Genomic DNA, 22,457 nt, shown 5'->3' with positions numbered 1-22,457 from the left:
GACGCCACCACCCTCGGACTACCCGCCGGCACCAACGTCGACGGCTACGTCCGCACCGACGCCACCCACTACCTGCTGTCCTTCTCCACCCCCACCACCACCATCCCCACCCTGGGCACCACCCAAGACGAAGACATCATCGCCAACACCACCGGCACCTGGTCGACCTACTTCGACGGCACCACCCACGGCCTGACCACCGACAACCTCGACATCGACGCCTTCGACACCCCCTGAACCCACCAACCGGCTCTGGCCGTTCCGCCGGTGCGAGCAGGGCGATCAGTCACGATGACGGCGGGCGAGCCTCGCGTGGTCGTGCCACTGGGGCGACGACCCCGCGCAGGGTCCCGCCCCCCGGCGGGGCCCCTCACTCGAGGGTCACGCCAGCGTGGCGACGACGACGGCCAGCGCCGGGACGCCCTCGCCGAGCGCACTGAGCCAGAGCCGGCGCTCGGAGACGTACAGGACGAGGGCGAGGAGCACGTGGCTGGCGCACACGACGAGCACCAGCGCCCGACCCACCGCCGGGTCACCCACGTGCAGGATCAGGAGCCCGAGCAGGCCGGCAAGTCCGAAGCAGAGGTTGTAGAAGCCGACGTTGACGGCCCACATGCGCACCGCCGGGACGTCCTGCGGCTCGATGAGGAAGATCGGGTAGAGGGACGGGCGGTCGTGGAAGAAGGACTCCAGGACCCACATGACGATGAGCACCAGAGAGACCAGCAGGGCGACGACCTGGGCGAACGCGTTCATGAGCGGACTCCTGTGCGGAGGGCGAGCTGCGGGACCGGGGTCCCGGGGAGCCGCCGGACAGCGGCGGTGCGACCGGTGAGCAGCAGGAGGAGCGCCTGGACGGGCCCCTCCACCGGCTGCCCTTCGCCCGCAGACCAGTCGGTGTCGGTGGCGACGAGCCGGTGCCCTGCGAGGCGCCGGCGGGCGTGGAACGGGAACGACCGCCGCCACACGAGCGTCGCGGCCACGGCGGCCGCCTCCGGCGGCATGGGGTGCTCACGGCCGAGCGGGACGGCGATGTCCTGGGTGTGCACGAGGACGTCGAGCAGCGGGTCGACGTAGGTGGTGCCCACCGGGTGCCGCCGCGATCCGGCGAACCGGCGGTAGTCCTCGACGATCTGCGCCGTCGGGCGGTGCGACCATCGCCTGGCCTCGGCGGCAATCGCACGGTCGAAGTCGCCCCGCGCTCGCACGAGCGACCGCACGACGTCCGCCGGGGTCGCCTGCGGCGACGAGATCACGTGGGCGGCGACGTCGCGGACCGTCCAGCCCGCGCAGAGCGACGGCGTCGCCCACGCTCCGTCGTCGAGCGTGACCAGCAACGACGCCAGCGCGGCGCGCTCGGAGTCGACGGTGCGCCACACCTCGTCCCGGTCCATGCCACGCCCCCGTTAGTACGGTACTCTGACGACTTTAGACAGAGGTTCTGACCATCGTCAAGGAGTCGTCGTGACCTCGACACCCACCGTCGGGCTGCTGCTCTTCCTCCCCTACCGGGCCATGGAGGCGCGGGTCCTCGCCGCGCTCGGCGACGCCGGGTTCGACGACGTCACGCTCGCGCAGGCCCGGGTGTTCCAGCGGATCGGGCCGGACGGCACGCGCCTCACCGACCTGGCGGAGCAGGCCCAGGTGACCAAGCAGACCGCGGGGTTCCTGGTCGACCAGCTCGAACGCGCCGGGTACGTCCGCCGCGTCCCGGACCCCGCGGACGGGCGTGCCCGTCTGGTCCGGATCACCGCGCGCGGATCGGCCGCCCAGGCGGCCGCGGCCGAGGTCGTGGCCGAGGTCGAGGCGGAGTGGGAGAAGCACCTCGGGTCGCGGCGCATGAACGCCCTGCGCGAGACGCTCGTCCGGCTCCGGGAGATCACGGACCCTTACGCCTGACGTCCGACTATCGCTCGGACGCTGCGCGCGGTAGGAACGTGGTGTCCCGCCACGAACGCGTGCGGGCATCGACGAGGACGGTCCGATGCGCAACGAGGTGCAGCTGATCGCGTACGCCGACCGCCTGGGCGGCGACCTGGCCGGGCTCACGCGGCTGCTGCGTGGCCCGCTGGCCGGAGCGTTCGGTGGCGTGCACGTGCTGCCGTTCTTCACCCCGTACGACGGTGCCGACGCGGGGTTCGATCCCGTGGACCACACGGCGGTCGACCCGCGTCTGGGCAGCTGGGACGACGTCCGTGAGCTCGGCCGGACGCACGACACCGTGGTCGACCTGATCGTCAACCACGTGTCCGCCGAGTCGGCCGCGTTCGCCGACGTCCGGGCGCGCGGGGACTCCTCGCCGCACGCCGGCATGTTCCTCACCATGTCCTCGGTGTTCCCCGCCGGCGCCACCGAGGAGGACCTCACGCGGATCTACCGGCCGCGCCCTGGCCTGCCGTTCACGCCGATCCGGCTCGGAGACCGGCTGCGCTTCGTGTGGACGACCTTCACACCGCAGCAGATCGACATCGACGTGCGCGCGGCGGCGGGTTCGGCGTACCTGACGTCGATCCTCGACGCGGTCGCCGCCGCCGGGGTCTCGCTCGTGCGCCTCGACGCCGTCGGGTACGCGGTGAAGACGCCCGGGACCACGTGCTTCATGACGCCGGAGACCTTCGCGTTCATCGAGGAGTTCACCGGGCAGGCACGCGMCCGCGGTGTCGACGTGCTGGTCGAGGTCCACTCGTACTTCCGGCGGCAGATCGAGATCGGCCGCTCCGTCGACCTGGTGTACGACTTCGCCCTGCCCCCGCTGGTGCTGCACGCGCTCTACACGGGCGACGGCTCCGTCCTCGCCCGCTGGATGGCCGAGCGCCCGGCCAACGCCGTGACGGTCCTGGACACCCACGACGGCATCGGCGTCATCGACGTCGGCCCGGACCAGACCGTGCAGCCCGGCGAGGCACCCCGCCCCGGCCTCCTGGACCCCGCCCAGATCGACGCGCTGGTGCACGGCATCCACGCCCGCACCCGGGGCGCTTCGGAGCGCGCCACCGGTGCGGCGGCCTCGAACCTCGACCTCTACCAGGTGAACTCGACGTTCTACGACGCGCTGGGGGGCGACGACCGCGCCTACCTGGCCGCCCGCGCCCTCCAGCTGTTCACCCCCGGGATCCCGCAGGTCTACTACGTGGGCGCTCTCGCGGGCGGCAACGACGTGGACCTGCTCGCACGCACGGGCGTCGGCCGGGACATCAACCGGCACCACTACACGCCGGCGGAGATCGACGCCGCCCTCGCGCGGCCCGTCGTCGCCGCGCTGCTGGACCTGTGCCGGTTCCGGAACGCCCTGCCCGCTTTCGACAGCGGCGTCGAGGTCGATCTCGACGGGTCGGTGCTGCGGCTGACGCGTCGCGGGCTCGCCCTCCCCGCCGCCACCGCTCGCCTCACCGTGGACCTCGCCGACAGCTCGACGACGATCGAGTGGACGACGGCGACGGGCGCGAACGGCCGCACGTCCGACCTGCTGGGGGCTCCCCCACGTGCCTAGCCGACCGCGGACGTCGCCGTGACCACGCCGGAGCCGGGCGTCACCGCGCGACGGTGGCGCAGCCGACGGTCCGCAGCGGTCGCGGGCATCGTCTTCGGCGTCCTCCTCATCACCGCCCTCGTCATGATGCAGGTCGCGCTCGCGGGCGAGAGCCTCCGGTCCCTGGAGTCCGACCCCCGGAGCCAGGCCCTGGTCCGCATCGGCCTGAACCTCGTGCCGTTCGCGGGCATCGCGTTCCTCTGGTTCATCGGCGTCGTCCGGGACCAGCTCGGTGACGTCGAGGACCGGCTCTTCTCCACCGTCTTCCTCGGCAGCGGCCTGCTGTTCCTGGCGATGCTCTTCCAGGGTGCGGTGACCGTGACCAGCCTGGTGCAGATGATCCCGAGCGAGAGCATCGACGAGGCGATCTGGACCTTCGGACGGGGTTCCACCCAGGCGCTCGTGTCGGTGTACGCGATGCGGATGGCGGCCGTGTTCACCCTCTCGGTGAGCACCGTCGCGCTGCGGACCGCCGCGGTCCCCCGCTGGGTCCCGTTCAGCGGCTACGCCGTCGCCCTGGTGCTCCTGCTGGTCGCCGGCACGATCACCTGGGCACGGCTCCTGTTCCCCGCCTGGGTGCTCGTGCTGAGCGTCGCCATCCTGCTGACCCCGGCACGCGCCCGCGCCCCCGAGCCGGGCTGAGGTATCTCCGCGCGCGTCGGGCACCCCTGCTCTGCATGAGCGCCGCCGTGGAGTACGTCGGGTTGCTGGCATCGGCCGGCTCCCTGACGTTGTGGTGGCCGCAGGCGGTCCGCCTGTGGCGCCGGCGCCACTCCCCGACCGCGCTCGGGGGCATCTCGATCACCACCCAGGTGGTGCTGCTGGCGACCGAGAGCCTGTGGGCGGCGTACGCCGTGCTCACGGCCTCCTACTGGGTCGGCGTCCCGGCGATGGTCAACATCCCGCTCGCGCTCCTCGCGATCCGGCTGCTCCGCCGCGCCCGTCGGGTGGTGCACGCGGGCGAGCCCGGCCCCGTGACAGCCACGGGTGTTCCCGGGTGACCCCCCGGACTCACGCGGTCGAGCCGGCCTGCCGTGCGGCGGACTCCAGGCGCTCCCGGTAGGCCGGCCAGTCGATCGTCGGGATGTTGGGGTCGTCGGCCTCGCGCCCGACGGCGCCGTCGATGGCCTCGCGGACGATGTCGGCGTGGCCTGCGTGCCGTGCGGTCTCCACGCACATGTGCACGAGGATCTGGTGCAGCGTCACGCGCCTCTTGTCTCCCCACCACGGCACGTCACCGACGGCATCGAGCGGCAGGGCCTCGATCGTCGCGTCGCTGTGCGTCGCGGAGTAGGTGTGCAGCGCGACGATCTCCTCGCGCGTCTCGTCCGGGGTCGCCCACATGTCGGCGTTCACCTCGGCGTCGTCGGCGAACCAGGGCAGCTCGCGGTCCGCCGGTCTGCCGAAGACCTCTCCGAAGTAGCCGAGCTCGACGCTGGCCACGTGCTTCACGAGCCCGAGCAGGTTGGTGCCCGTCGACGTCATCGGCCGCCGGATCTCGTACTCGTCCAGACCGTCGAGCTTGCTCAGCAGGCTGGCGCGCTGCGTCCGCAGGTAGCGGTGCAGGGTCTCCTTGTCGTCCATCCCGCCACTATGCCGTGCGGCGCGAGCAGGCTGCGAGCGATCTGCGAGGAGGCATCTGCACCCTGGGGTCATGCACACCGCACCCGATCGGGAGGAACCATGAGCACGACCACGCAGACCAGCACCGCCGGCACGAGCGACCTGTTCGAGACCCCCGCCCCCGACGCCGACGTCGAGGTGTTCTCGACGCGCGTGGTCGCGGCCACCCTCGGCGCCATGGAGGTCCTCGCGCTCCACCTGGGCCGCACGCTCGGGTGGTACCAGGCGCTGATCGACGAGGGACCGCTCACGTCCGTCGAGCTCGCCCACCGCACCGGCACGCAGGAGCGCTACGCCCGCGAGTGGCTCGAGCAGCAGGCGGTCACCGGCTACCTGCTGGTCGACGACGACGCCGCCGCACCCACCGAGCGCCGGTTCCACGTCGCCCCCGGAGCCGTCGAGGTGCTCACCGACGCGGACAGCCCCGCGCACACCGCCCCGCTGGCCGGGTTCGCGGTCGCCGCCGGTCGCCGGTTCGACGACTTCGTCGAGGCGTACCGGAACGGAGGCGGCGTCAGCTGGGCCCAGCTGGGACCGGATGCCCGGGCCGCGCAGGCCGCGTTCAACCGACCGCTGTTCCTCCACCAGCTCACCCAGGAGATCGTCCCCGCGCTGCCCGACCTCCACGCGCGCCTGCGGGGACCCGCACGCGTGGCCGACATCGGCAGCGGGGAGGGCTGGTCGACCATCGGGCTGGCCCGCGGGTTCGTGGCGGCGACGTTCGAGGGGTTCGACGTCGACGAGCCGTCGGTGGCTGCCGCCCGCCGGCACGCGAGCGCGCACGGCGTCGACGACCGGGTCACGTTCTCGACCGTCGACGCCGCCGACCTGCGCGAGTCCCGGTCCGGAGCGTTCGACGTGGTGATGGCCTACGAGTGCGTGCACGACATGCCCGACCCGGTCGGCGTCCTCGCGGCGATGCGCGAGATGGTCCGCGACGACGGCTACGTCCTCGTCATGGACGAGCGGGCCGGCGAGACGTTCGCCGCACCGGGCGACCTGGTCGAGCGCCTGCTCTACGGGTTCTCGATCCTGTGCTGCCTGCCCGACGGGCTGTCGACCCCGGGCGGCGTGGGCACGGGGACGGTCATGCGTCCGAGCGTGCTCGCGGGCTACGCCGCCGCGGCGGGCTTCGCGGCCGTCGAGATCCTCCCCGTGGAGCACGACTTCTTCCGCTTCTACCGCCTCCGGCTCTAGCGGCCTCAGGTGCGACGGGCCGGTGGTGGTGACGCGGCTGCCACCGGCTCGGAGCCCACCGGGAGCGTGGGGATCAGGCGGGAGAAGTAGAGCGCGAGCGCGGCCACGATCGCCAGCACGGCGAGACTCGCCCGCAGTGCGTCGATCCGGGCCGCCGCGTTCTCCTCGGTGATCGCCGTGACCTCGTCCGGCGGCAGGCCGGCGTCGCCGAGCGCGGTCTGCAGCTGGGCGTCGGACACGAACGGCACCCCGCCCGCCAGCTGCACCTCCGCCGTGGCCGTGACCTCGGCGCTGACCTGCGGGTTGTCTCCCAGACCGGTCAGGAGCGTCGACGTCAGGGTCGCGATGAGGATCGAGCCGGCCACCGCGGTGCCGAGCGACGCGCCCAGGTTGGTCATCGTGTTCTGCACGCCGCCCACGTCACCGCTCAGCTCGTCCGGCACCGCCGAGACGGTGACCGCGCCGAGCTGCGACGCGAGCGCGCCGACCCCGAACCCGGCGAGCAGGAGCGGGACGGTGACGATCTCGGCTCCGGCTCCCACCTCGAGCGCGCCCATGAGCACGACGATGCCCAGCAGCAACGCGGCCAGGCCCCAGCGCACCACCTCGCGCGGAGACGCCCGGGGGAAGAACCGCGGGATGCCGATGGCGGCGATGAGGAGCGACACGGACAGCGGGAGGAGCCGCGCACCGGTCTGGAGCGCCGTCAGGCCGAGGGAGATGGACAGGAACAGCGGGACGACGAAGAAGAGGCCGGCCTGGATCATGAACTGGAAGAAGAACATCGTCAGGCCACCGACGAGCCTGGCGTTGCGGAGCAGGTCCAGGCGCAGGAGCGGCTCTCGACCCGCCGCGTCGACGTGGTGCTCCCACGCGACGAACATCCGGAGCACGACGAGGCCCGCCAGGACCAGCCAGACCGTCGGTGACAGCCCCAGCCAGGACGGCCCACCAGGGCGTGTCAGCACCCACCCCCACTCCCCGGAGCGGAGCACCCCGAACACCGCGAGCCCGAGGCCGAGGGCGGACAGGGCGGAGCCGACGAGGTCGAGGCGGAACCGCTCCTCCGGCTCGGCGTCGGCGATCTTCCGGGTGAGCGCCAGGATGCCGACGACCAGGACGACCTCGCCGGCGAACACGTAGCGCCACGTCCAGTAGGTGGTGACGAACCCACCGATCAGCGGCCCGGCAGCCACGGCGATCGCGCCCGCCGAGGCGACCAGGCCGTACGCCCTCGGACGGTCGGCGGTGCCGAAGTTGGAGGCGACGAGCGCGACGATCGCCGGCATGATCAGCGCCGCGCCCAGTCCCTCGAGCACCGACCAGCCGAGGATCAGCACCGGCAGGGTCTGGGCGATCGAGGTGACGAACGAGCCGCAGGCGTAGATCACGCAGCCGATGGCGAACGCCCTGCGCCGGCCGATCAGGCTCCCGATCTTGCCGCCCGTGATCATCATGGTCGCCATGACGAGCGTGTAGAGCGTGATGGCGGTCTGGATGCCCGTCACGGTGGTCCCGACGTCCTCCGCGACCTGCGCGATGGACACGTTCATCACCGAGCTGTCCAGCGTCATGAGGAACTGCGCCGTGGCGAGCGTGAACAGGACGAGACCTGCTGCCCCGCGGGTGCGAGAGGCCATCCGGCACCGTGTCCTCCCTCCGGCGTCCCGCCGGGCTGTCCAGCAGTACCACCACCCGGGCGCCGAGCGCTACGGCTACGAGGGACCGGCCGACATCGCGGCCAGGGCGTGCCGGGCAGCCGTCTCGGGATCGAGGGTCGCCCCGACCTCGGCGAGCTCGGCGAACCGGTCCGCGCCGAGCCGGCTCTCGAGCCGCTCGCGGGCCTGGTCGAGCCGCGCGCGCTCGGCGCCGAAGCTCACCGATCCGCCGCCGAGGACCACCGCTCCCCACAGCTCGGCGGCCGCGGTGTCGGCACCGACCCGCTCGAGCAGGTCGACGAGGTTGCGCAGCGTGGTGACCAGGTGCGTGCGGTTCGCGCGGACCAGCCACCAGCGGACCACCTCGTCGAACGCGGGCATCGCGGCCGCCGGGTCCTGGTGCCGGGCCCGGACCGACGAGGCCGAGACGCGCGCGATCCCGCCGAGGAAGGTGCACCCGGACTGCTCGGCGAGCGCTGCCGCCCGTTCCAGGTGCGCAAGGGCGACCGCCGGACGGTGCTCGATCTCGATCTCGCCCGCGGCGTACGCGAGGTTGCCCAGAACGGTCGGGCCGAGGTCGTCGAACCGGCCGAGCTCCTCCCGGGTGCGGGCGAGCCACTCCTGCGCCTCGTCGTGCCGCCCCGCGTAGGACGCGCACAGGAGCGGGTAGCTGAGCCCGGTCATCACGTAGTGCGGGTCATCCAGCGACCGGGCGAGCTCGACGATGCGCAGACCCAGCGCCGCCGAGTCCTCCAACCGGCCGTCGTAGAGCGCCACGTCGCCCAGCACCTCGAGCGCGGTCATCCGCACGCGGTCGTCGGGCGCCACCTCCAGCGCCTGCCGCGCCCGGTGCTCCCCCGCCTGCAGCTCGCCCCCGACCACGAGCCGCGCGGCGACCGAGACCTGCGCGGCGGCGCCCGACGGGTCGTCGTCGCCGAGCACCGGACCGAGCCGGGCCGCCCATCCCAGGATCTCGTCGTTCATGGTGCCCGTGGCGTGCACGTGCAGCGCTCCCGACAGCCGGGCCGCCAGGGCAGGGTCGGCCACCCGCGCCCACGCGTGCGCCGCGCGCAGGTCCGCCACCTGCACGGACAGCAGCGCGCAGGCCTCGGGCTCGGCCGACGTGCGCAGCGCGGCGTCCGCGTCGGTGGCCACGCGGAGGAACCAGTCGGCGTGCCGACGCCGCAGCGCCGGCCGCACCGGGGCCACGTCCAGCACGGCGGAGCGCACGGTGTGCAGCATGCGGTACCGCGTGCGGCCGTCGCGTACGTCCAGGGCCAGCAGCGATCGCCGCACGAGACGGTCCGGGACGTCGGCCCCCGCCTCGAGCACCGCGGTCGCGTCGGCCGGGCGCACCGGCCCGGCGAAGACGGGCCAGTCGGCCAGGACGGTGCGCTCGGCGTCGTCGAGGAGCGCGGAGGACCAGGCGATCACCGATGCGAGCGTGCGGTGCCGTGCGGCCGTGCCCCGGCCCGGGTGTTCGAGCCGGGCTGTGTCCAGCTCCAGCTGGTCCCCGAGGTCGGCGAGGCCCATCGTCGCGGCCCGCGCGGCGGCCATCTCGATGGCGAGCGGGAGACCGTCCAGCTCGCGGACCACCCGGTCCAGCTCGGACGGGTCCGGCTCGGCGCTCCACGCTCCCGCCGCGCGTGCGCGCTCGACGAAGAGCCGGCGCGCCGACGGGTCGTCGCCGTCGACCGCCAGCGGCGCCACGGCATACACCCGCTCACCGGCCACCTCGAGCCGCTCCCGGCTCGTCGCGAGCACGCGCAACGGTCCCCCGGCAGCCAGCAGGTCCTCGACCACCGCCGCCACCGCCTCGATGACGTGCTCGCAGTTGTCCAGCACGACCAGCAGGTCCAGGGTCCCCGCGCGACGCAGCATGGTCGAGGTGGTGCCGCCCTCCCCCGACAGCTCCAGCGCCGCCACCGTCGCGGCCGGTACAGCAGCTCCGTCGGTGAGCGTGGCGAGCTCCACCAGCCGCACCCCCGCCCGGTGCCGCCCAGCCCGGCGGCGAGCGACCTCGAGGGCTACCCGCGTCTTGCCGACGCCCCCCGGGCCCAGGAGGGTCGTGAGCGGCCGGGTGCCGACCAGGTCGTCCACCGCGGCGACGTCCGCCTCGCGACCCAGCAGCGTCGACGCGGGCACCGGGAGGGACGGACGCGCTGTCGTCCGTGCCGGGCCGCCCCGGAGCGCCTCCGCCTGCGCGGCCCGCAGGTCGGCCGACGGCAGCAGCCCGAGCTCGTCCAGGCTGGCGCTCGCCCTGGCCACCGCCGCGACCCCGTCGGCCGGCCGACCGGCCGCCGTCAGCACGCGGGCGAGCCGCGCCCACGCGGTCTCCCGGTAGGGCTCGTCCGCGACCAGCTCCTCCAGCACTGTCACCGCCTCGGCCGACCGACCGGTCGCGTGCAGAGCGGCGGCGAGCTGCTCCCGGGCGGCGGACCGGGCCTCGTCGAGCCGCAGTGCCTCCCCCCGCACCGCCACGAGGTCCGCCGCCCGACCGAACGCCGCGCCACGCCACAGCGCCAGCGCCTGCTCGAGCAGCCGCACCGCGTCCGTCGCCGGGCCGGCGGCCGCGTCCGCGACGAGCGCCTCGAACCGCGCGCCGTCGACCCGGTCCGCTTCGAGCTCCAGCAGGTAGCCCCCGTCGACCGCCCGCAGCGGGATGCCCTGCGCCCGGCGGAGCCGGGACGCGTGGGTGTGCAGCGTGTGGATGGCGGTCCGCGGCGGGTCCTGTCCCCACAGCGCCTCGACGAGCACGTCGGCCGGCACGACGCGCCCGCGCCGAGCCACCAGCACCGCGAGCAGCGCACGCTGCTGGGCGCCGAGCACCTCGACGGTCCGGCCGTCCTCGCGCAGCTCGAGCGGGCCGAGCACCCCGACCTCCATGCGCCGATGCTACGAGGGCGGCGTACCCGTCGTCCGCCCCTAGGCGCCGTCCAGCGTCACCCACTGCGACCGCCACTCGGGCGGGTCGAACGGCTCCGCCCAGTACGCGGTCTCCCGCGCGATCTTCCCGTCCCGGAGCTCGAAGATGAACGTGCTGTGGAACACCGGCCCGTCGTAGTCGAGAGTCGCCTCGGCCACGACCAGGTCACCCGCCGCGAGCATCCGCCGCGGGGTGATGGTGGGCAGCACCGGGAACGCTCCGTAGACCCCGCGGCGGGCGTCACCGCCGACGATCCGCTCGCCCGACTGCGGCCAGTCCATCACCGCGTCCTCGTGGAACAGGTCGTCCATCACCTCGATCTTGCGGTCGTTCAGGCACTGGATGAGCCGCTCGACCACGGCCCGGTTCTCGTCCTCGCTCATCGGGCTCACCTCTGCCGGGCGTAGTCGCTGGCGCCGTACCAGTCGACGACGACGACGGGCTCGTCGCCGAGCACCCAGGCGTCGTGCCCCTTCGGCAGTGATGTCACGTCGCCGGCGGAGGCGATCATCTCGGTGCCGTCGTCCATGCGGATCCCCATCCGACCGCTCACGTGGTACTGGAAGTGCGGCGCCTCGCAGCTGGGCGTGCCCGCGGTCGGCTGGACGTCGACGGACCACCGCCAGCCCGGCTCGAACACCAGGCGCCCGACCTCGCTGTCTCCCACCGTCACGATCTCGGCTCTGCCGTGCGGGAACTCCCGCGTCTCGTCGGGTGCCTGGAACGTCTTGTGCGCGGTCTCCTGCATGGTCCGACCTCCTCGTCGGCGGGGCGCTCTGCCCCGGTATGGACCCTTCCTGGTATCCTGACCTTCTAGTAGGTAGGTGTCAATGACTCTCACCCGACGGAGGATGCGGACATGACCCCGATCGACGCCCCACCGACGGCCGACACCCGCACGCGGATCCTCGACGTCGCCGAGCGCCTGGTCCAGACGCGCGGCTTCAACGGGTTCAGCTACGCGGACGTCGCCTCGGAGCTCGGCATCGCCAAGCCGAGCCTGCACTACCACTTCGCGACGAAGGCCGACCTCGGCGAGGCCCTGATCCGCCGCTACGCCGAGCGGTTCGCCGTCGCGCTCAGCTCGATCGCCGAGCGCCCCGACGACGCGCGCCGCAAGCTCGACGCCTACGTGGCCCTCTACACCGACGTCCTGCGCGACCAGCGGATGTGCCTGTGCGGCATGCTCGCCGCGGAGTACCCCACGCTCCCCGCCCCGATGCGCGCAGCGGTCACCACGTTCTTCGACGACAACGAGGCGTGGCTCGAGCAGGTGCTCGACGCCGGTCGCGACGAGGGTGCGCTCCGGCTCACCGGCCCGTCGGACGAGGCCGCCCGGATCATCGTCGGCGGCCTCGAGGGCGCCATGCTCGTCGCCCGCTCCCACGGCGACCCGGCGCGCTTCGAGACCGCCGCCGGGCGCCTCCTCGCCGATCTCACGGGGGTGGCACCCGCGGGCCCGGCCGAGCCTCGGTGACGTAGCCGCAGCACCGCAGGACGCGCGCCCGGTCGAGCGGTCCGCCCCTGTCGGAGCCGACGACCATCCGCACGTGCGGGTCGCGGAGGAGGCCGCTCGGGTGCCCCGGCTCGTCGACCGGCGAGAGGTCTCCGTCCGGGAGCTCGCTCCGGATCCACTCGGCGAGCGCGGGCCACCTCGTCGCCACGACCGTCCACAGGGCGAGGGTCGTGGGCTCGAGCGGCTCCAGCTCCGTCAGGCGTGCGGCGAACGCCACGTTGTAGGCCATGAGGAACCGCTTGGTGGCGCGGGGGTTGGGCTCGAGCAGCTCCGCGTACTGCTCCAGGATGTGGCTCTGCTGCGTCGCGCGCTCGGGGTTGGTGCGCCGCGCCTCGAGCACCGCTTCGGCCAGCCCCTGGCGGGTCGTGTCGCCCAGACCGCGCGCCTCGCTCATGAGGTCGACCATCCGCTCGTCGAGCGATCCGGGGCCGACCTCCTGCGGCGCCTCCCGGATCCGGGCCAGCAGCTCGGCCGCACCCGTCCCGCCGGCGCCGTCCTTCGGGGCCACGTCCAGCAGCCCGGCGAGGTAGCCGGAGACCTGGGTGCGGTTGAGCGTGGGCAGCTCGATGCGGAGTTGGAAGAGCTTGTCGAGGAACAGGTGGCCGAGCGGCCTCCCCGGTTCGCTGACGTACGGCGAGAACACGCGGTAGGCGTCCTCGTAGGCAGCACGCAGCCAGCGCCCGTCGCCGACGGCAAGCACGACCAGTGCGGGGATCGGGTCTGCGCCGGCGGCCGCACGGCGCCGGGACCGCCGGGTCGACCGCTCCGGCCCCCGACGCAGGAGCGTCTGGACAGCGTCGAGCAGCTCCACCGCGAACCGTTCGTTGCAGCGGTCGAGGTCGTCGAGCACCAGCAGCACGTCCTTGGGGCTCTCCCGGCGGATGGCCCAGATCTGCTCGGCCACCTCCTCCATGGGGTTCTCGTTCAGCCGCTCGTGCACGCGGGCGCCCTGCAGGGAGCCGAGCGACAGGAACTTGCTGCCCAGACCCCCGATCGCCACCGTGAACGCGACGACCCCGGTGAGCACGGTCATGGTCGCGCGCGGGTCTCCCTGCCACAGCCAGACCGCCACCAGGACGATGAGGACGAGTGCGGGCGGCAGCCAGATGCGCCAGAGCCGACGTGCCGAGGCGAAGAACCGGCGCACGGAGAACCCGACCCGGCGCCGAGGGCTCAGCGACGCCCGCACCCCCTCGCGGAGATGCCCCAGCACCGCCCACCATGCGGGCGACAGCTGTGACGACCTCCACGCGTCGAGCTCGATGACGGTCCACGCGCGCAGCGTCGGGTCCTCCGGCGTGGCGAGACGCTCACCGATGAACCCGACGAGGCTGCTCTTGCCCGCTCCCCACGGCGCGTCCAGATGGACGGCGAACGCCTCGTCCGCCCGGTCGGGCGCGTCGGCCAGCTCGCGCAGCAGGATCGCCACCTCGGTGGCGAGGCTCGCGCGGCCGAGCAGGTCGTTCCGGGCCGGCTGGTCATGGACCAGCCTCGTCCTGCCCGTGGACGTCTCGGCCGCGGCGTCGGGACTGGGCGACGTGGTGGCCGGTGGAGGCGCCGACGCCTCGGACCGCGGACGGGCCTTCGTCCGGCCGGACGCCGGGGCTACCGACTCCGGCGCCTCGGACGGCAACTCGGGCACCTCACCCGCGAGCTCCTGCAGCCGGCGCTCCAGGAGCTCCTGCTCGACCCTCGAGGCGACGACGACATGCAGCCGCGCGCCCGGTGCAGCCGCCCGGACGAACCCGTCGACGAGCGCCTCGAGCGCCACCTCGGGAGTCAGGTTCCCCGCGCCCGCACCCAGCGCGGGGGTCAGGACGTCGTCGATCCCGTGCTCGTGCGTCACGGTACCGATCTGCTCCGCGAGGCGGCCGATCACGCTCGGCTCCGCCGGTGCACCTGCCGCGGCCACCGTGGCGGCGACGGCCACGCGTCGCACGTACTGCGACTTCGGCACGTCGAGCATCACGAGCCGGCCCAGCGTGGTGCCTGGGATCGGCAGGTCGACCCCGAGGCTCAGGAGGAACGTGTGCCACGGATCGCCCAGGGTTCCGAGCGCGGTGGTCGGAAGCACCAGAAGATCGGCAGGCAGCGCCAGCACGTTGCCGAGGACCACGTCCACGACCGGGCGGCGTCTCTCCTCCACGGCATCCCCCCGCGCGCGCCGCCCGCGGGTCACGCCCGCGCGGGACGTCACCCGGTCTGCACCCCGATCGTCGCAGTGCGGGTGCCCACGGGGCAACGCCGTCGCGCTCCGGGCCGGAGACGCCGTTCGGCCCCGGCGCGACGTGCGCCGGGGCCGAACGTGGTGGTACGAGGGCGGTGCGTCAGGCGACGCGGCCGCTCGAGTTCTCCTCGTCGCCGATCTTGTGCACGACGATCGAGTTCGTCGAGCCGACGACGCCCACGGGGGCACCGGCAACGACGACGACGTAGTCGCCGATCTCCGCGAGACCGTTGGCGCGCAGCGTCGAGTCGACCTGGTTGACCATCGCGTCCGTGTCCTCGACGGCAGGCACGCGGTAGGTCTGCAGGCCCCAGCTGAGCGACAGGACGTTGCGCACGTCCTCCGCCGGCGTGAAGGCCAGCAGCGGGATGTTCGAGCGCAGGCGCGACATGCGGCGGGCCGAGTCCCCCGACTGCGTGAACGTGACCAGGTACTTGACGTCGAGAACCTCGCCGATCTCGGCAGCCGCCCGGGTGATCACGCCACCGCGGGTGTGCGGGGTGGAGCCGAGGGGCGCCATGCGCTCCCGACCCATCTCCTCGGTCGCCTCGATGATCCGCGCCATCGTGCGCACGGTCTCGATCGGGTAGTCACCGACGCTCGTCTCGCCCGAGAGCATGACCGCGTCCGCGCCGTCGAGCACCGCGTTGGCGCAGTCCGACGTCTCGGCGCGGGTGGGGCGCGGGTTGGTGGTCATGGACTCGAGCACCTGCGTCGCCACGATGACGGGCTTCGCGTTGCGACGGGCCAGCTCGACCGCACGCTTCTGCACCAGCGGGACCTGCTCGAGCGGCAGCTCGACACCCAGGTCACCGCGGGCGACCATGATGCCGTCGAACGCGGCGACGATCTCGGCCAGGTTCTCGACGGCCTGCGGCTTCTCGATCTTGGCGATGACCGGGATGACCCGGTTCTCCTCCTCCATGATCCGGCGCACGTCGTCGTAGTCGGCGGCGGACCGCACGAACGACAGGGCGATGATGTCCGCGCCGACGTTGAGGGCCCAGCGCAGGTCCTCCTCGTCCTTGTCGCTCATCGCGGGGACGGACACGGCCACGCCCGGCAGGTTGAGGCCCTTGTTGTTGGACACCGGGCCGGCGACCTCGACGCGGGTGACCACGCGGGGGCCCTCCACGGCGGTCACGCGGACCAGGACCTTGCCGTCGTCGATGAGGATCGGGTCACCGACGCGGGCGTCGTTGGGCAGACCCTTGTGGGTGGTGGAGACGAGCTCCTTGGTGCCCTGGACGTCCTCGGTGGTGATGGTGAACGTGTCACCCACCGCGAGGTCGTGCTTCTCCGCGATGAACCGGCCGAGGCGGATCTTCGGACCCTGCAGGTCGACGAGGACCGCGACGGACCGACCGGACGCCTGCGCGGCGGCGCGGACGTTGTCGTACACCGCCTTGTGGACCTCCGTGGAGCCGTGGCTGCGGTTCAACCGCGCCACGTCCATGCCGGCGTCGACGAGGGCCTGGATCTGCTCCGCCGACTCTGTGGCGGGACCGATGGTGCAGACGATCTTTGCTCTACGCATGAAGCGAGCCTATGCCTTCCGTTGTTTCTCGGTCGGACCGAAAGTCCCGTCCGACCACCGTGGCCGGCCGGTAGAGGACCGCGGTCAGGTGGGGTTCAGGGGCGCAGCGCCACGGTGCTGGCGGTGACCGGGGAGGGCAGCTCCGTGCTGCCGGAGAGGTAGGTGTCGACGGCTGCCGCGGCCGCGCGGCCCTCGGCGATCGCCCACACGATGAGTGACTGGCCGCGGCCGGCGTCCCCCGCCACGAAGACGCCCGGCACGGTCGTCGCGTAGTCGTCCGAGCGCGTGACCAGGCCACGCGGGGTCAGCTCGATGCCGATCTGCGCGGTGAGCGGGTCGACCTCCGGGCCGGTGAAGCCCATCGCGACGAGCACCAGGTCGGCCGGGATCTCGCGCTCCGTGCCCGGCGTCGGCACCCGGCGTCCGTCGGGCAGGTACTGCGTCGTGGCCAGCTGCAGCGCGCGCACGTTCCCGGACTCGTCGCCCACGAACTCGACCGTCGAGGCGAGGTAGTCCCGGTCGCCGCCCTCGGCGTGCGACGACGACACCTCGAACAGGATCGGGTCCGTCGGCCACGGCTGGTGCGCGGGGCGATCCTCCGGCGGGCGCTTGCCGATCGCGAGGGTGGTCACCGAGGCGGCACCCTGGCGCAGCGCGGTGCCGAGGCAGTCCGAGCCGGTGTCGCCGCCGCCGATGATGATGACGTGCTTGCCCTCGGCGGTGATCTGGTCCGCCACCGGCTTGCCGGCCGCGACCGCGTTGGCCTGGTGGAGGAACTCCATGGCCACGTGCACGCCGCCGAGCTCCTTGCCGGGCACCTGCAGCTCGCGCGGCACGGTGGCCCCGGTGGCGATGACGATCGCGTCGTAGCGCGCCTGCAGCTGCGGCCAGGTGACGTCCCGACCGACCTCGACGCCCGGGCGGAACCGCGTGCCCTCGGCCTCCATCTGCGCCAGCCGGCGGTCGATGTGGATCTTCTCCAGCTTGAAGTCGGGCACGCCGTAGCGCAGCAGACCGCCGATGGCGTCGTCACGCTCGTACACCGCGACGGTGTGGCCCGCCCGCGTCAGCTGCTGCGCGGCGGCCATCCCGGCCGGGCCGGAGCCGACCACAGCGACCGTGTGCCCGGTGAGGCGCTGCGGCACCTGCGGCGTCACGTACCCGCGCTCGAAGGCCTCGTCGATGATCGAGACCTCGATGTTCTTGATGGTCACCGGCGGCTGGTTGATGCCCAGCACACAGCTGGACTCGCACGGCGCCGGGCAGATGCGTCCCGTGAACTCCGGGAAGTTGTTGGTCGCGTGCAGGCGGTCGATCGCGTCCGACCACTGACCGCGCCACACCAGGTCGTTCCACTCCGGGATGAGGTTCCCGAGCGGGCAGCCGTTGTGGCAGAACGGGATGCCGCAGTCCATGCAGCGGCCCGCCTGCTCCTTCAGGTACGGCTGACCGTCCTGGAGGTGCTCGTGCACGTCCTTCCAGTCGCGCAGACGCACCTCGACGGGGCGGTTGGGCGGGAGCTCACGGTCCCGCACCTTCAGGAAGCCGCGGGGGTCAGCCACGGGCCACCTCCAGGATCTGGTCCCACACCCCGGGCGCGGCCGGGTCGAGACCGTCGGCCTCGGCCTGGGCGAGCGCGCGGCGGACGCGGGCGTACTCGGTGGGCAGCAGGCGCGTGAACCGTGCCCGCGTGGACGGGAGGTCCTCGAGGAGCTGGGCGGCCACGGGCGACCCGGTCTCGTCGAGGTGCGCGCGCAGGAGCCGCTCGACGACGCCTGCGTCCTCGTCGTCCAGCGGGTCGAGCGCGAGCTCCTTGGTGCGCCGGGCGTCGGTGTTGACCAGGTCCGGCTCGAGGTCCAGCACGTAGGCCGTGCCGCCGGACATCCCGGCGCCGAAGTTCCGGCCGGTCCGGCCGAGGACGAGCACCGTGCCGCCGGTCATGTACTCGCAGCCGTGGTCGCCCACACCCTCGACGACCAAGGTCGCGCCGGAGTTGCGGACGCCGAAGCGCTCCCCGACCAGCCCGCGCAGGAAGATCTGCCCGGTGGTCGCGCCGTAGCCGATGACGTTCCCGGCCACCACGTTGTGCTCGCTGGACAGGGCGGCGTTGCGGTCCGGGCGCACGACGATCCGACCGCCCGACAGCCCCTTGCCGACGTAGTCGTTGGCGTCGCCGAACAGCCGCAGCGTGATGCCGCGCGGCAGGAACGCGCCGAACGACTGGCCGGCCGAGCCTGTGAGCGTGACGTCGATCGTGTCGTCGGGCAGGCCCTCGCCGCCGAAGCGCTTGGTCACCTCATGCCCGAGCATCGTGCCGACCGTCCGGTTGACGTTGCGCACCGGCAGGTCGATGCGGACCGGCTCGCTGCGCTCGAGGGCGTCCTGCGCGAGCGCGATCAGCCGGTTGTCCAGGGCACGGTCGAGGCCGTGGTCCTGGTCCTTGGTGCGGTGCAGCTCCGAGCCCGCGACGGGGGTCGGGACGGCGAGGACCGGGGCCAGGTCGAGGCCGGACGCCTTCCAGTGGTCGATCGCGGCACGCGTGTCCAGCAGCTCGACGTGGCCGACCGCCTCGAGCAGCGTGCGGAAGCCCAGCTGGGCGAGCAGCGCCCGGACCTCCTGCGCGATGAACTCCATGAACGTGACGACGAACTCCGGCTTGCCGGTGAACCGCGCACGCAGCTCCGGGTTCTGCGTGGCGACGCCCACCGGGCAGGTGTCGAGGTGACAGACGCGCATCATGATGCAGCCCGACACGACCAGCGGCGCCGTGGCGAAGCCGAACTCCTCGGCCCCGAGCAGCGCGCCGATGACGACGTCGCGACCGGTCTTCAGCTGGCCGTCCACCTGGACGACGACGCGGTCGCGCAGGTTGTTCAGCACCAGCGTCTGCTGGGTCTCGGCCAGGCCGATCTCCCACGGCGTGCCGGCGTGCTTGAGCGACGTGAGCGGGCTCGCGCCCGTGCCGCCGTCGTGGCCCGAGATGAGCACCACGTCGGAGTGCGCCTTGGCGACACCCGCGGCGATGGTCCCGACGCCGAACTCGCTGACGAGCTTGGTGTGGATCCGGGCCCGCGGGTTCGCGTTCTTGGCGTCGTGGATCAGCTGCGCCAGGTCCTCGATCGAGTAGATGTCGTGGTGCGGCGGCGGCGAGATGAGCCCGACACCGGGCGTCGAGTGCCGGGTCCGCCCGATCCACGGGTACACCTTGTTGCCGGGCAGCTGACCGCCCTCGCCGGGCTTGGCGCCCTGGGCGAGCTTGATCTGGATGTCGTCGGCGTTGGTCAGGTACTCGCTGGTCACGCCGAACCGCCCCGAGGCGATCTGCTTGATCGCGGAGCGGCGTGCAGGGTCGTGCAGGCGCTCCGGGTCCTCGCCGCCCTCACCTGTGTTCGACTTCCCGCCGATGCTGTTCATGGCGATCGCGAGGGTCTCGTGCGCCTCCATGGAGATCGACCCGTACGACATGGCGCCCGTGTTGAACCGCTTGACGATCTCGCTGACCGGCTCGACCTCGTCCAGCGGCACGGGCTCGCGCACGCCGTCCTTGAAGGCCAGCAGCCCGCGCAGGGTCATCAGGCGCGACGACTGCTCGTCCACCCGGTTGGTGTACTGCTGGAACACGTCGAACTGCCGCGTCCGCGTCGAGTGCTGCAGGCGGAACACCGTCTCGGGGTCGAACAGGTGGTCCTCGCCGTCACGGCGCCACTGGTACTCGCCGCCGACGGCGAGCCGCAGGTGCGCCTGCCGGTTGCCGCTCGCCGGGTAGGCGTCGGCGTGCCGCGCGGCGACCTCGGCCGCGATGACGTCCAGGCCGATGCCCCCGAGGCGGCTGGTGGTCCCGGTGAAGTACTTGTCGACCAGCGGCTGCGACAGCCCGATGGCCTCGAACACCTGCGCACCGCGGTAGGACGCGATGGTCGAGATGCCCATCTTGGACATGACCTTGAGCACGCCCTTGCCGAGCGCCTTGATCAGGTTGGCGACCGCCTTCTCCGGCGCGACCCCGGGCAGGTAGCCGTGACGGGCCAGGTCCTCGACGGTCTCCATCGCCAGGTACGGGTTGACCGCCGCGGCGCCGTAGCCGATGAGCAGGGCCACGTGGTGCACCTCGCGCACGTCACCGGCCTCGACGACGAGCGAGATCTGCGTACGGGTGTGCCGGCGCAGCGTGTGGTGGTGCACGGCGGACAACAGGAGCAGCGACGGGATGGGTGCCAGGTCGGCGTCGGAGTTCCGGTCCGAGAGCACCAGGAAGCTCACGCCGTCGGCCACCGCGGCGTCGACCTCGGCGAAGATCTCCTCGAGGCGCGCCTCGAGCGCCTCTCCCCCGCCGCTGACCTTGTACAGGCCGCGGATCAAGGTCGCCCGGTAGCCGAGCGCCGGCTCCTTGGCCACGTGCACGATCTTGGCCAGCTGGTCGTTGTCGATCACCGGGAACGGCAGGATCAGCTTGCGGGCGTGCCCGGGGCCGTCCTCCAGCAAGTTGGGCTCGGGGCCGATGGCTCCGCCGATCGCTGTCACCAGTTCCTCGCGGATGGCGTCCAGCGGCGGGTTGGTCACCTGCGCGAACATCTGCGTGAAGTAGTCGAAGAGCATCCGGGGTCGCGTCGACAGCACCGCGACCGGCGTGTCCGACCCCATCGCGCCCAGCGGCTCCGCGCCCGCGGCGGCCATGGGGCTGAGCAGGATCTTCAGCTCCTCCTCGGTGTACCCGAAGGCGCGCTGGCGGCGGCGGACCGAGGCGGCCGAGTGCGCGACGTGCTCGCGCTCGGGCAGCTGCTGCAGGAAGACGGAGTTGTCGCGGACCCACTCGGCGTAGGGACGCTGCGCGGCCAGGGACGACTTGATCTCCTGGTCGTCGATGATCCGGCCCTTGCCGGTGTCCACCAGGAACATGCGACCCGGCTCGAGCCGGCCCTTGGCGACGATCGTCGCGGGGTCGATGTCGAGCACGCCGGCCTCGGACGCGCACACGACGAGCCCGTCCTCGGTCACCCAGTACCGGCCGGGGCGCAGCCCGTTGCGGTCCTGCACCGAGCCGATGAGGGTGCCGTCGGTGAACGTGATCGCCGCCGGACCGTCCCAGGGCTCCATCAGCGTCGAGTGGTACTCGTAGAACGCGCGTCGAGCGGGGTCCATCTGGGCGTGGTTCTCCCACGCCTCCGGGATCATCATCATCACCGCGTGCGGCAACGTCCGGCCGGACAGGTGCAGCAGCTCGAGCACCTCGTCGAAGCTGCCCGAGTCCGAGCCGCCGGGCGTACAGACCGGCAGCAGCGGCGCCAGGTCACCCAGCTCCTCGCTGGCGAGCGTGCCCTCGCGGGCCGCCATCCAGTTGCGGTTGCCGCGGACGGTGTTGATCTCGCCGTTGTGGGCGATCATCCGGAACGGCTGCGCGAGGGGCCACGACGGGAACGTGTTGGTGGAGAAGCGCGAGTGCACCAGGGCGATCTCGGAGGCGTACCGCGGGTCGGACAGGTCCGCGAAGAACGGCTCCAGCTGACCGGTGGTGAGCATGCCCTTGTAGGCGATGGTGCGGGCGGACAGCGACGCGAAGTACAGGCCGTGCTCCCGCTCCGCCCGCTTGCGCAGCCGGTACGCGCGGCGGTCCAGGGCGATCCCCGAGAGCTCGCGCGACGGGTCCGCGACCACCAGCTGGCGGAACACGGGCATGGAGGCGCGCGCGGTCGGACCGACGAGGTCCGCCGTCACCACGACCTCGCGCCACGCGAGCACGTCGAGCTTCTCCTCGGCGGCGATCGACTCCAGGGCCGCGACGGCCAGCCGCTGCTCGGTCTCGTCGACCGGAAGGAACGCCATGCCGATCGCGTAGAACCCCGCCGGCGGGAGCTCCGCGTCCACCACGTCGCGCAAGAACGCGTCCGGGATCTGGGTGAGGATGCCCGCGCCGTCGCCGCTGTCCTCCTCGGCACCCACCGCGCCGCGGTGGTCAAGGTTGAGCAGGGCAGTCAGGCCCGCGTCGACGATGTCTCGTCCGGGCGTCCCGCGCAGGGTGGCGACGAACGCGAATCCGCACGCGTCGTGCTCGGCTGCAGGGTCGTAGAGACCCTGCGGCAGCGGCGCGCGCTGTGCGCCAGGGCTCGCGGGCGACGTCGACATCTGCACCGTCCTCACGGTCCCCGACGGGGTCGGGGAATTGCACGAACAAGGGGAACGCGGGACGTCGTCGGCCCAGGTCTGGTGACCATACAGCGCAGTCCGCGGACCGCCTGCATCGTCGTGC

The 22,457-nt window shown here is 72.8% G+C and carries 18 protein-coding genes; 7 read left to right on the top strand and 11 right to left on the bottom strand.

The window, feature by feature from the left end; genetic code table 11:
- Positions 1 to 237 (top strand): hypothetical protein (locus tag AC1DXT_RS19240; RefSeq protein ID WP_477062896.1); only part of this gene is annotated, 237 nt, incomplete at its 5' end.
- Positions 238 to 381: 144 nt separating this feature from the next.
- Here AC1DXT_RS19240 and AC1DXT_RS19235 read toward each other — a convergent pair.
- Both AC1DXT_RS19235 and AC1DXT_RS19230 read right to left on the bottom strand, forming a co-directional pair.
- Positions 382 to 756, bottom strand: coding sequence for a DUF1304 family protein (locus AC1DXT_RS19235; RefSeq protein WP_477062895.1), 375 nt, complete (start codon positions 754 to 756; stop codon positions 382 to 384).
- Complete coding sequence (locus tag AC1DXT_RS19230) at positions 753 to 1,394, bottom strand: maleylpyruvate isomerase family mycothiol-dependent enzyme (RefSeq protein ID WP_477062894.1); 642 nt, start codon at positions 1,392 to 1,394, stop codon at positions 753 to 755. Before AC1DXT_RS19230 ends, AC1DXT_RS19235 begins: the two co-directional genes overlap by 4 nt.
- A gap of 70 nt (positions 1,395 to 1,464) precedes the next feature.
- Between AC1DXT_RS19230 and AC1DXT_RS19225 the strand changes: the two genes are divergently transcribed.
- The 4 genes from AC1DXT_RS19225 to AC1DXT_RS19210 all read left to right on the top strand — a co-directional run bounded on the left by AC1DXT_RS19225 (position 1,465) and on the right by AC1DXT_RS19210 (position 4,530).
- Positions 1,465 to 1,899 carry a MarR family winged helix-turn-helix transcriptional regulator gene (locus tag AC1DXT_RS19225; protein WP_477062893.1) on the top strand — a complete coding sequence of 145 codons (435 nt, stop codon included), beginning with the start codon at positions 1,465 to 1,467 and terminating at the stop codon, positions 1,897 to 1,899.
- A gap of 85 nt (positions 1,900 to 1,984) precedes the next feature.
- Positions 1,985 to 3,490 carry a sucrose phosphorylase gene (gene gtfA, locus AC1DXT_RS19220; RefSeq protein ID WP_477062892.1) on the top strand — a complete coding sequence of 502 codons (1,506 nt, stop codon included), beginning with the start codon at positions 1,985 to 1,987 and terminating at the stop codon, positions 3,488 to 3,490.
- Positions 3,491 to 3,508: 18 nt separating this feature from the next.
- Positions 3,509 to 4,171 carry a hypothetical protein gene (locus AC1DXT_RS19215; RefSeq protein WP_477062891.1) on the top strand — a complete coding sequence of 221 codons (663 nt, stop codon included), beginning with the start codon at positions 3,509 to 3,511 and terminating at the stop codon, positions 4,169 to 4,171.
- A gap of 35 nt (positions 4,172 to 4,206) precedes the next feature.
- Entirely contained in the window at positions 4,207 to 4,530 is a 324-nt protein-coding gene (locus AC1DXT_RS19210) for a hypothetical protein (RefSeq protein WP_477062890.1), read from the top strand.
- A 10-nt stretch (positions 4,531 to 4,540) separates the two neighbouring features.
- Here the strand turns inward: AC1DXT_RS19210 and AC1DXT_RS19205 are convergent, their stop codons facing one another.
- A complete protein-coding gene (locus AC1DXT_RS19205) occupies positions 4,541 to 5,113 on the bottom strand; it encodes a DinB family protein (protein ID WP_477062889.1) in 573 nt (190 codons plus the stop codon).
- 99 nt (positions 5,114 to 5,212) lie between these two features.
- Between AC1DXT_RS19205 and AC1DXT_RS19200 the strand changes: the two genes are divergently transcribed.
- The gene (locus AC1DXT_RS19200; protein ID WP_477062888.1) at positions 5,213 to 6,349 is read left to right on the top strand and encodes a class I SAM-dependent methyltransferase; all 1,137 of its coding nucleotides are present in this window, start codon (positions 5,213 to 5,215) and stop codon (positions 6,347 to 6,349) included.
- Positions 6,350 to 6,354: 5 nt separating this feature from the next.
- On the opposite strand, the gene AC1DXT_RS19195 is transcribed toward AC1DXT_RS19200, so the two are convergent.
- The 4 genes from AC1DXT_RS19195 to AC1DXT_RS19180 all read right to left on the bottom strand — a co-directional run bounded on the left by AC1DXT_RS19195 (position 6,355) and on the right by AC1DXT_RS19180 (position 11,681).
- Positions 6,355 to 7,989, bottom strand: coding sequence for an MFS transporter (locus AC1DXT_RS19195; RefSeq protein ID WP_477062887.1), 1,635 nt, complete (start codon positions 7,987 to 7,989; stop codon positions 6,355 to 6,357).
- A gap of 75 nt (positions 7,990 to 8,064) precedes the next feature.
- The gene (locus tag AC1DXT_RS19190; RefSeq protein ID WP_477062886.1) at positions 8,065 to 10,893 is read right to left on the bottom strand and encodes an AfsR/SARP family transcriptional regulator; all 2,829 of its coding nucleotides are present in this window, start codon (positions 10,891 to 10,893) and stop codon (positions 8,065 to 8,067) included.
- Between the two features lie 39 nt (positions 10,894 to 10,932).
- Positions 10,933 to 11,316, bottom strand: a complete 384-nt coding sequence (locus tag AC1DXT_RS19185; protein ID WP_477062885.1) for a nuclear transport factor 2 family protein — start codon at positions 11,314 to 11,316, stop codon at positions 10,933 to 10,935.
- A 5-nt stretch (positions 11,317 to 11,321) separates the two neighbouring features.
- Positions 11,322 to 11,681, bottom strand: a complete 360-nt coding sequence (locus AC1DXT_RS19180; protein WP_477062884.1) for a cupin domain-containing protein — start codon at positions 11,679 to 11,681, stop codon at positions 11,322 to 11,324.
- A gap of 111 nt (positions 11,682 to 11,792) precedes the next feature.
- On the opposite strand from AC1DXT_RS19180, the gene AC1DXT_RS19175 reads away from it, so the two are divergent.
- The gene (locus tag AC1DXT_RS19175) at positions 11,793 to 12,410 is read left to right on the top strand and encodes a TetR/AcrR family transcriptional regulator (RefSeq protein WP_477062883.1); all 618 of its coding nucleotides are present in this window, start codon (positions 11,793 to 11,795) and stop codon (positions 12,408 to 12,410) included.
- Here the strand turns inward: AC1DXT_RS19175 and AC1DXT_RS19170 are convergent.
- The 4 genes from AC1DXT_RS19170 to gltB form a co-directional block, all read right to left on the bottom strand.
- Positions 12,370 to 14,595 (bottom strand): P-loop NTPase fold protein, encoded by a 2,226-nt coding sequence (locus tag AC1DXT_RS19170; RefSeq protein ID WP_477062882.1) that lies wholly within the window; start codon positions 14,593 to 14,595, stop codon positions 12,370 to 12,372. The two genes, AC1DXT_RS19175 and AC1DXT_RS19170, sit on opposite strands and share 41 nt — an antisense overlap.
- Before the next feature lie 181 nt (positions 14,596 to 14,776).
- Complete coding sequence (gene pyk / locus AC1DXT_RS19165) at positions 14,777 to 16,213, bottom strand: pyruvate kinase (RefSeq protein WP_477062881.1); 1,437 nt, start codon at positions 16,211 to 16,213, stop codon at positions 14,777 to 14,779.
- Between the two features lie 95 nt (positions 16,214 to 16,308).
- Complete coding sequence (locus tag AC1DXT_RS19160) at positions 16,309 to 17,775, bottom strand: glutamate synthase subunit beta (RefSeq protein ID WP_477062880.1); 1,467 nt, start codon at positions 17,773 to 17,775, stop codon at positions 16,309 to 16,311.
- On the bottom strand, positions 17,768 to 22,333 hold the full coding sequence (gene gltB / locus AC1DXT_RS19155; RefSeq protein ID WP_477062879.1) for a glutamate synthase large subunit: 4,566 nt from the start codon (positions 22,331 to 22,333) through the stop codon (positions 17,768 to 17,770). The genes AC1DXT_RS19160 and gltB overlap by 8 nt, the downstream gene beginning before the upstream one ends.
- Positions 22,334 to 22,457: the final 124 nt, after the last annotated feature.

The organism is Cellulomonas sp. P1_G12_2 (assembly GCF_056405535.1).
Note: the sequence above shows the minus strand (reverse complement) of the source record. Positions and strands in the feature narration are given on the sequence as shown.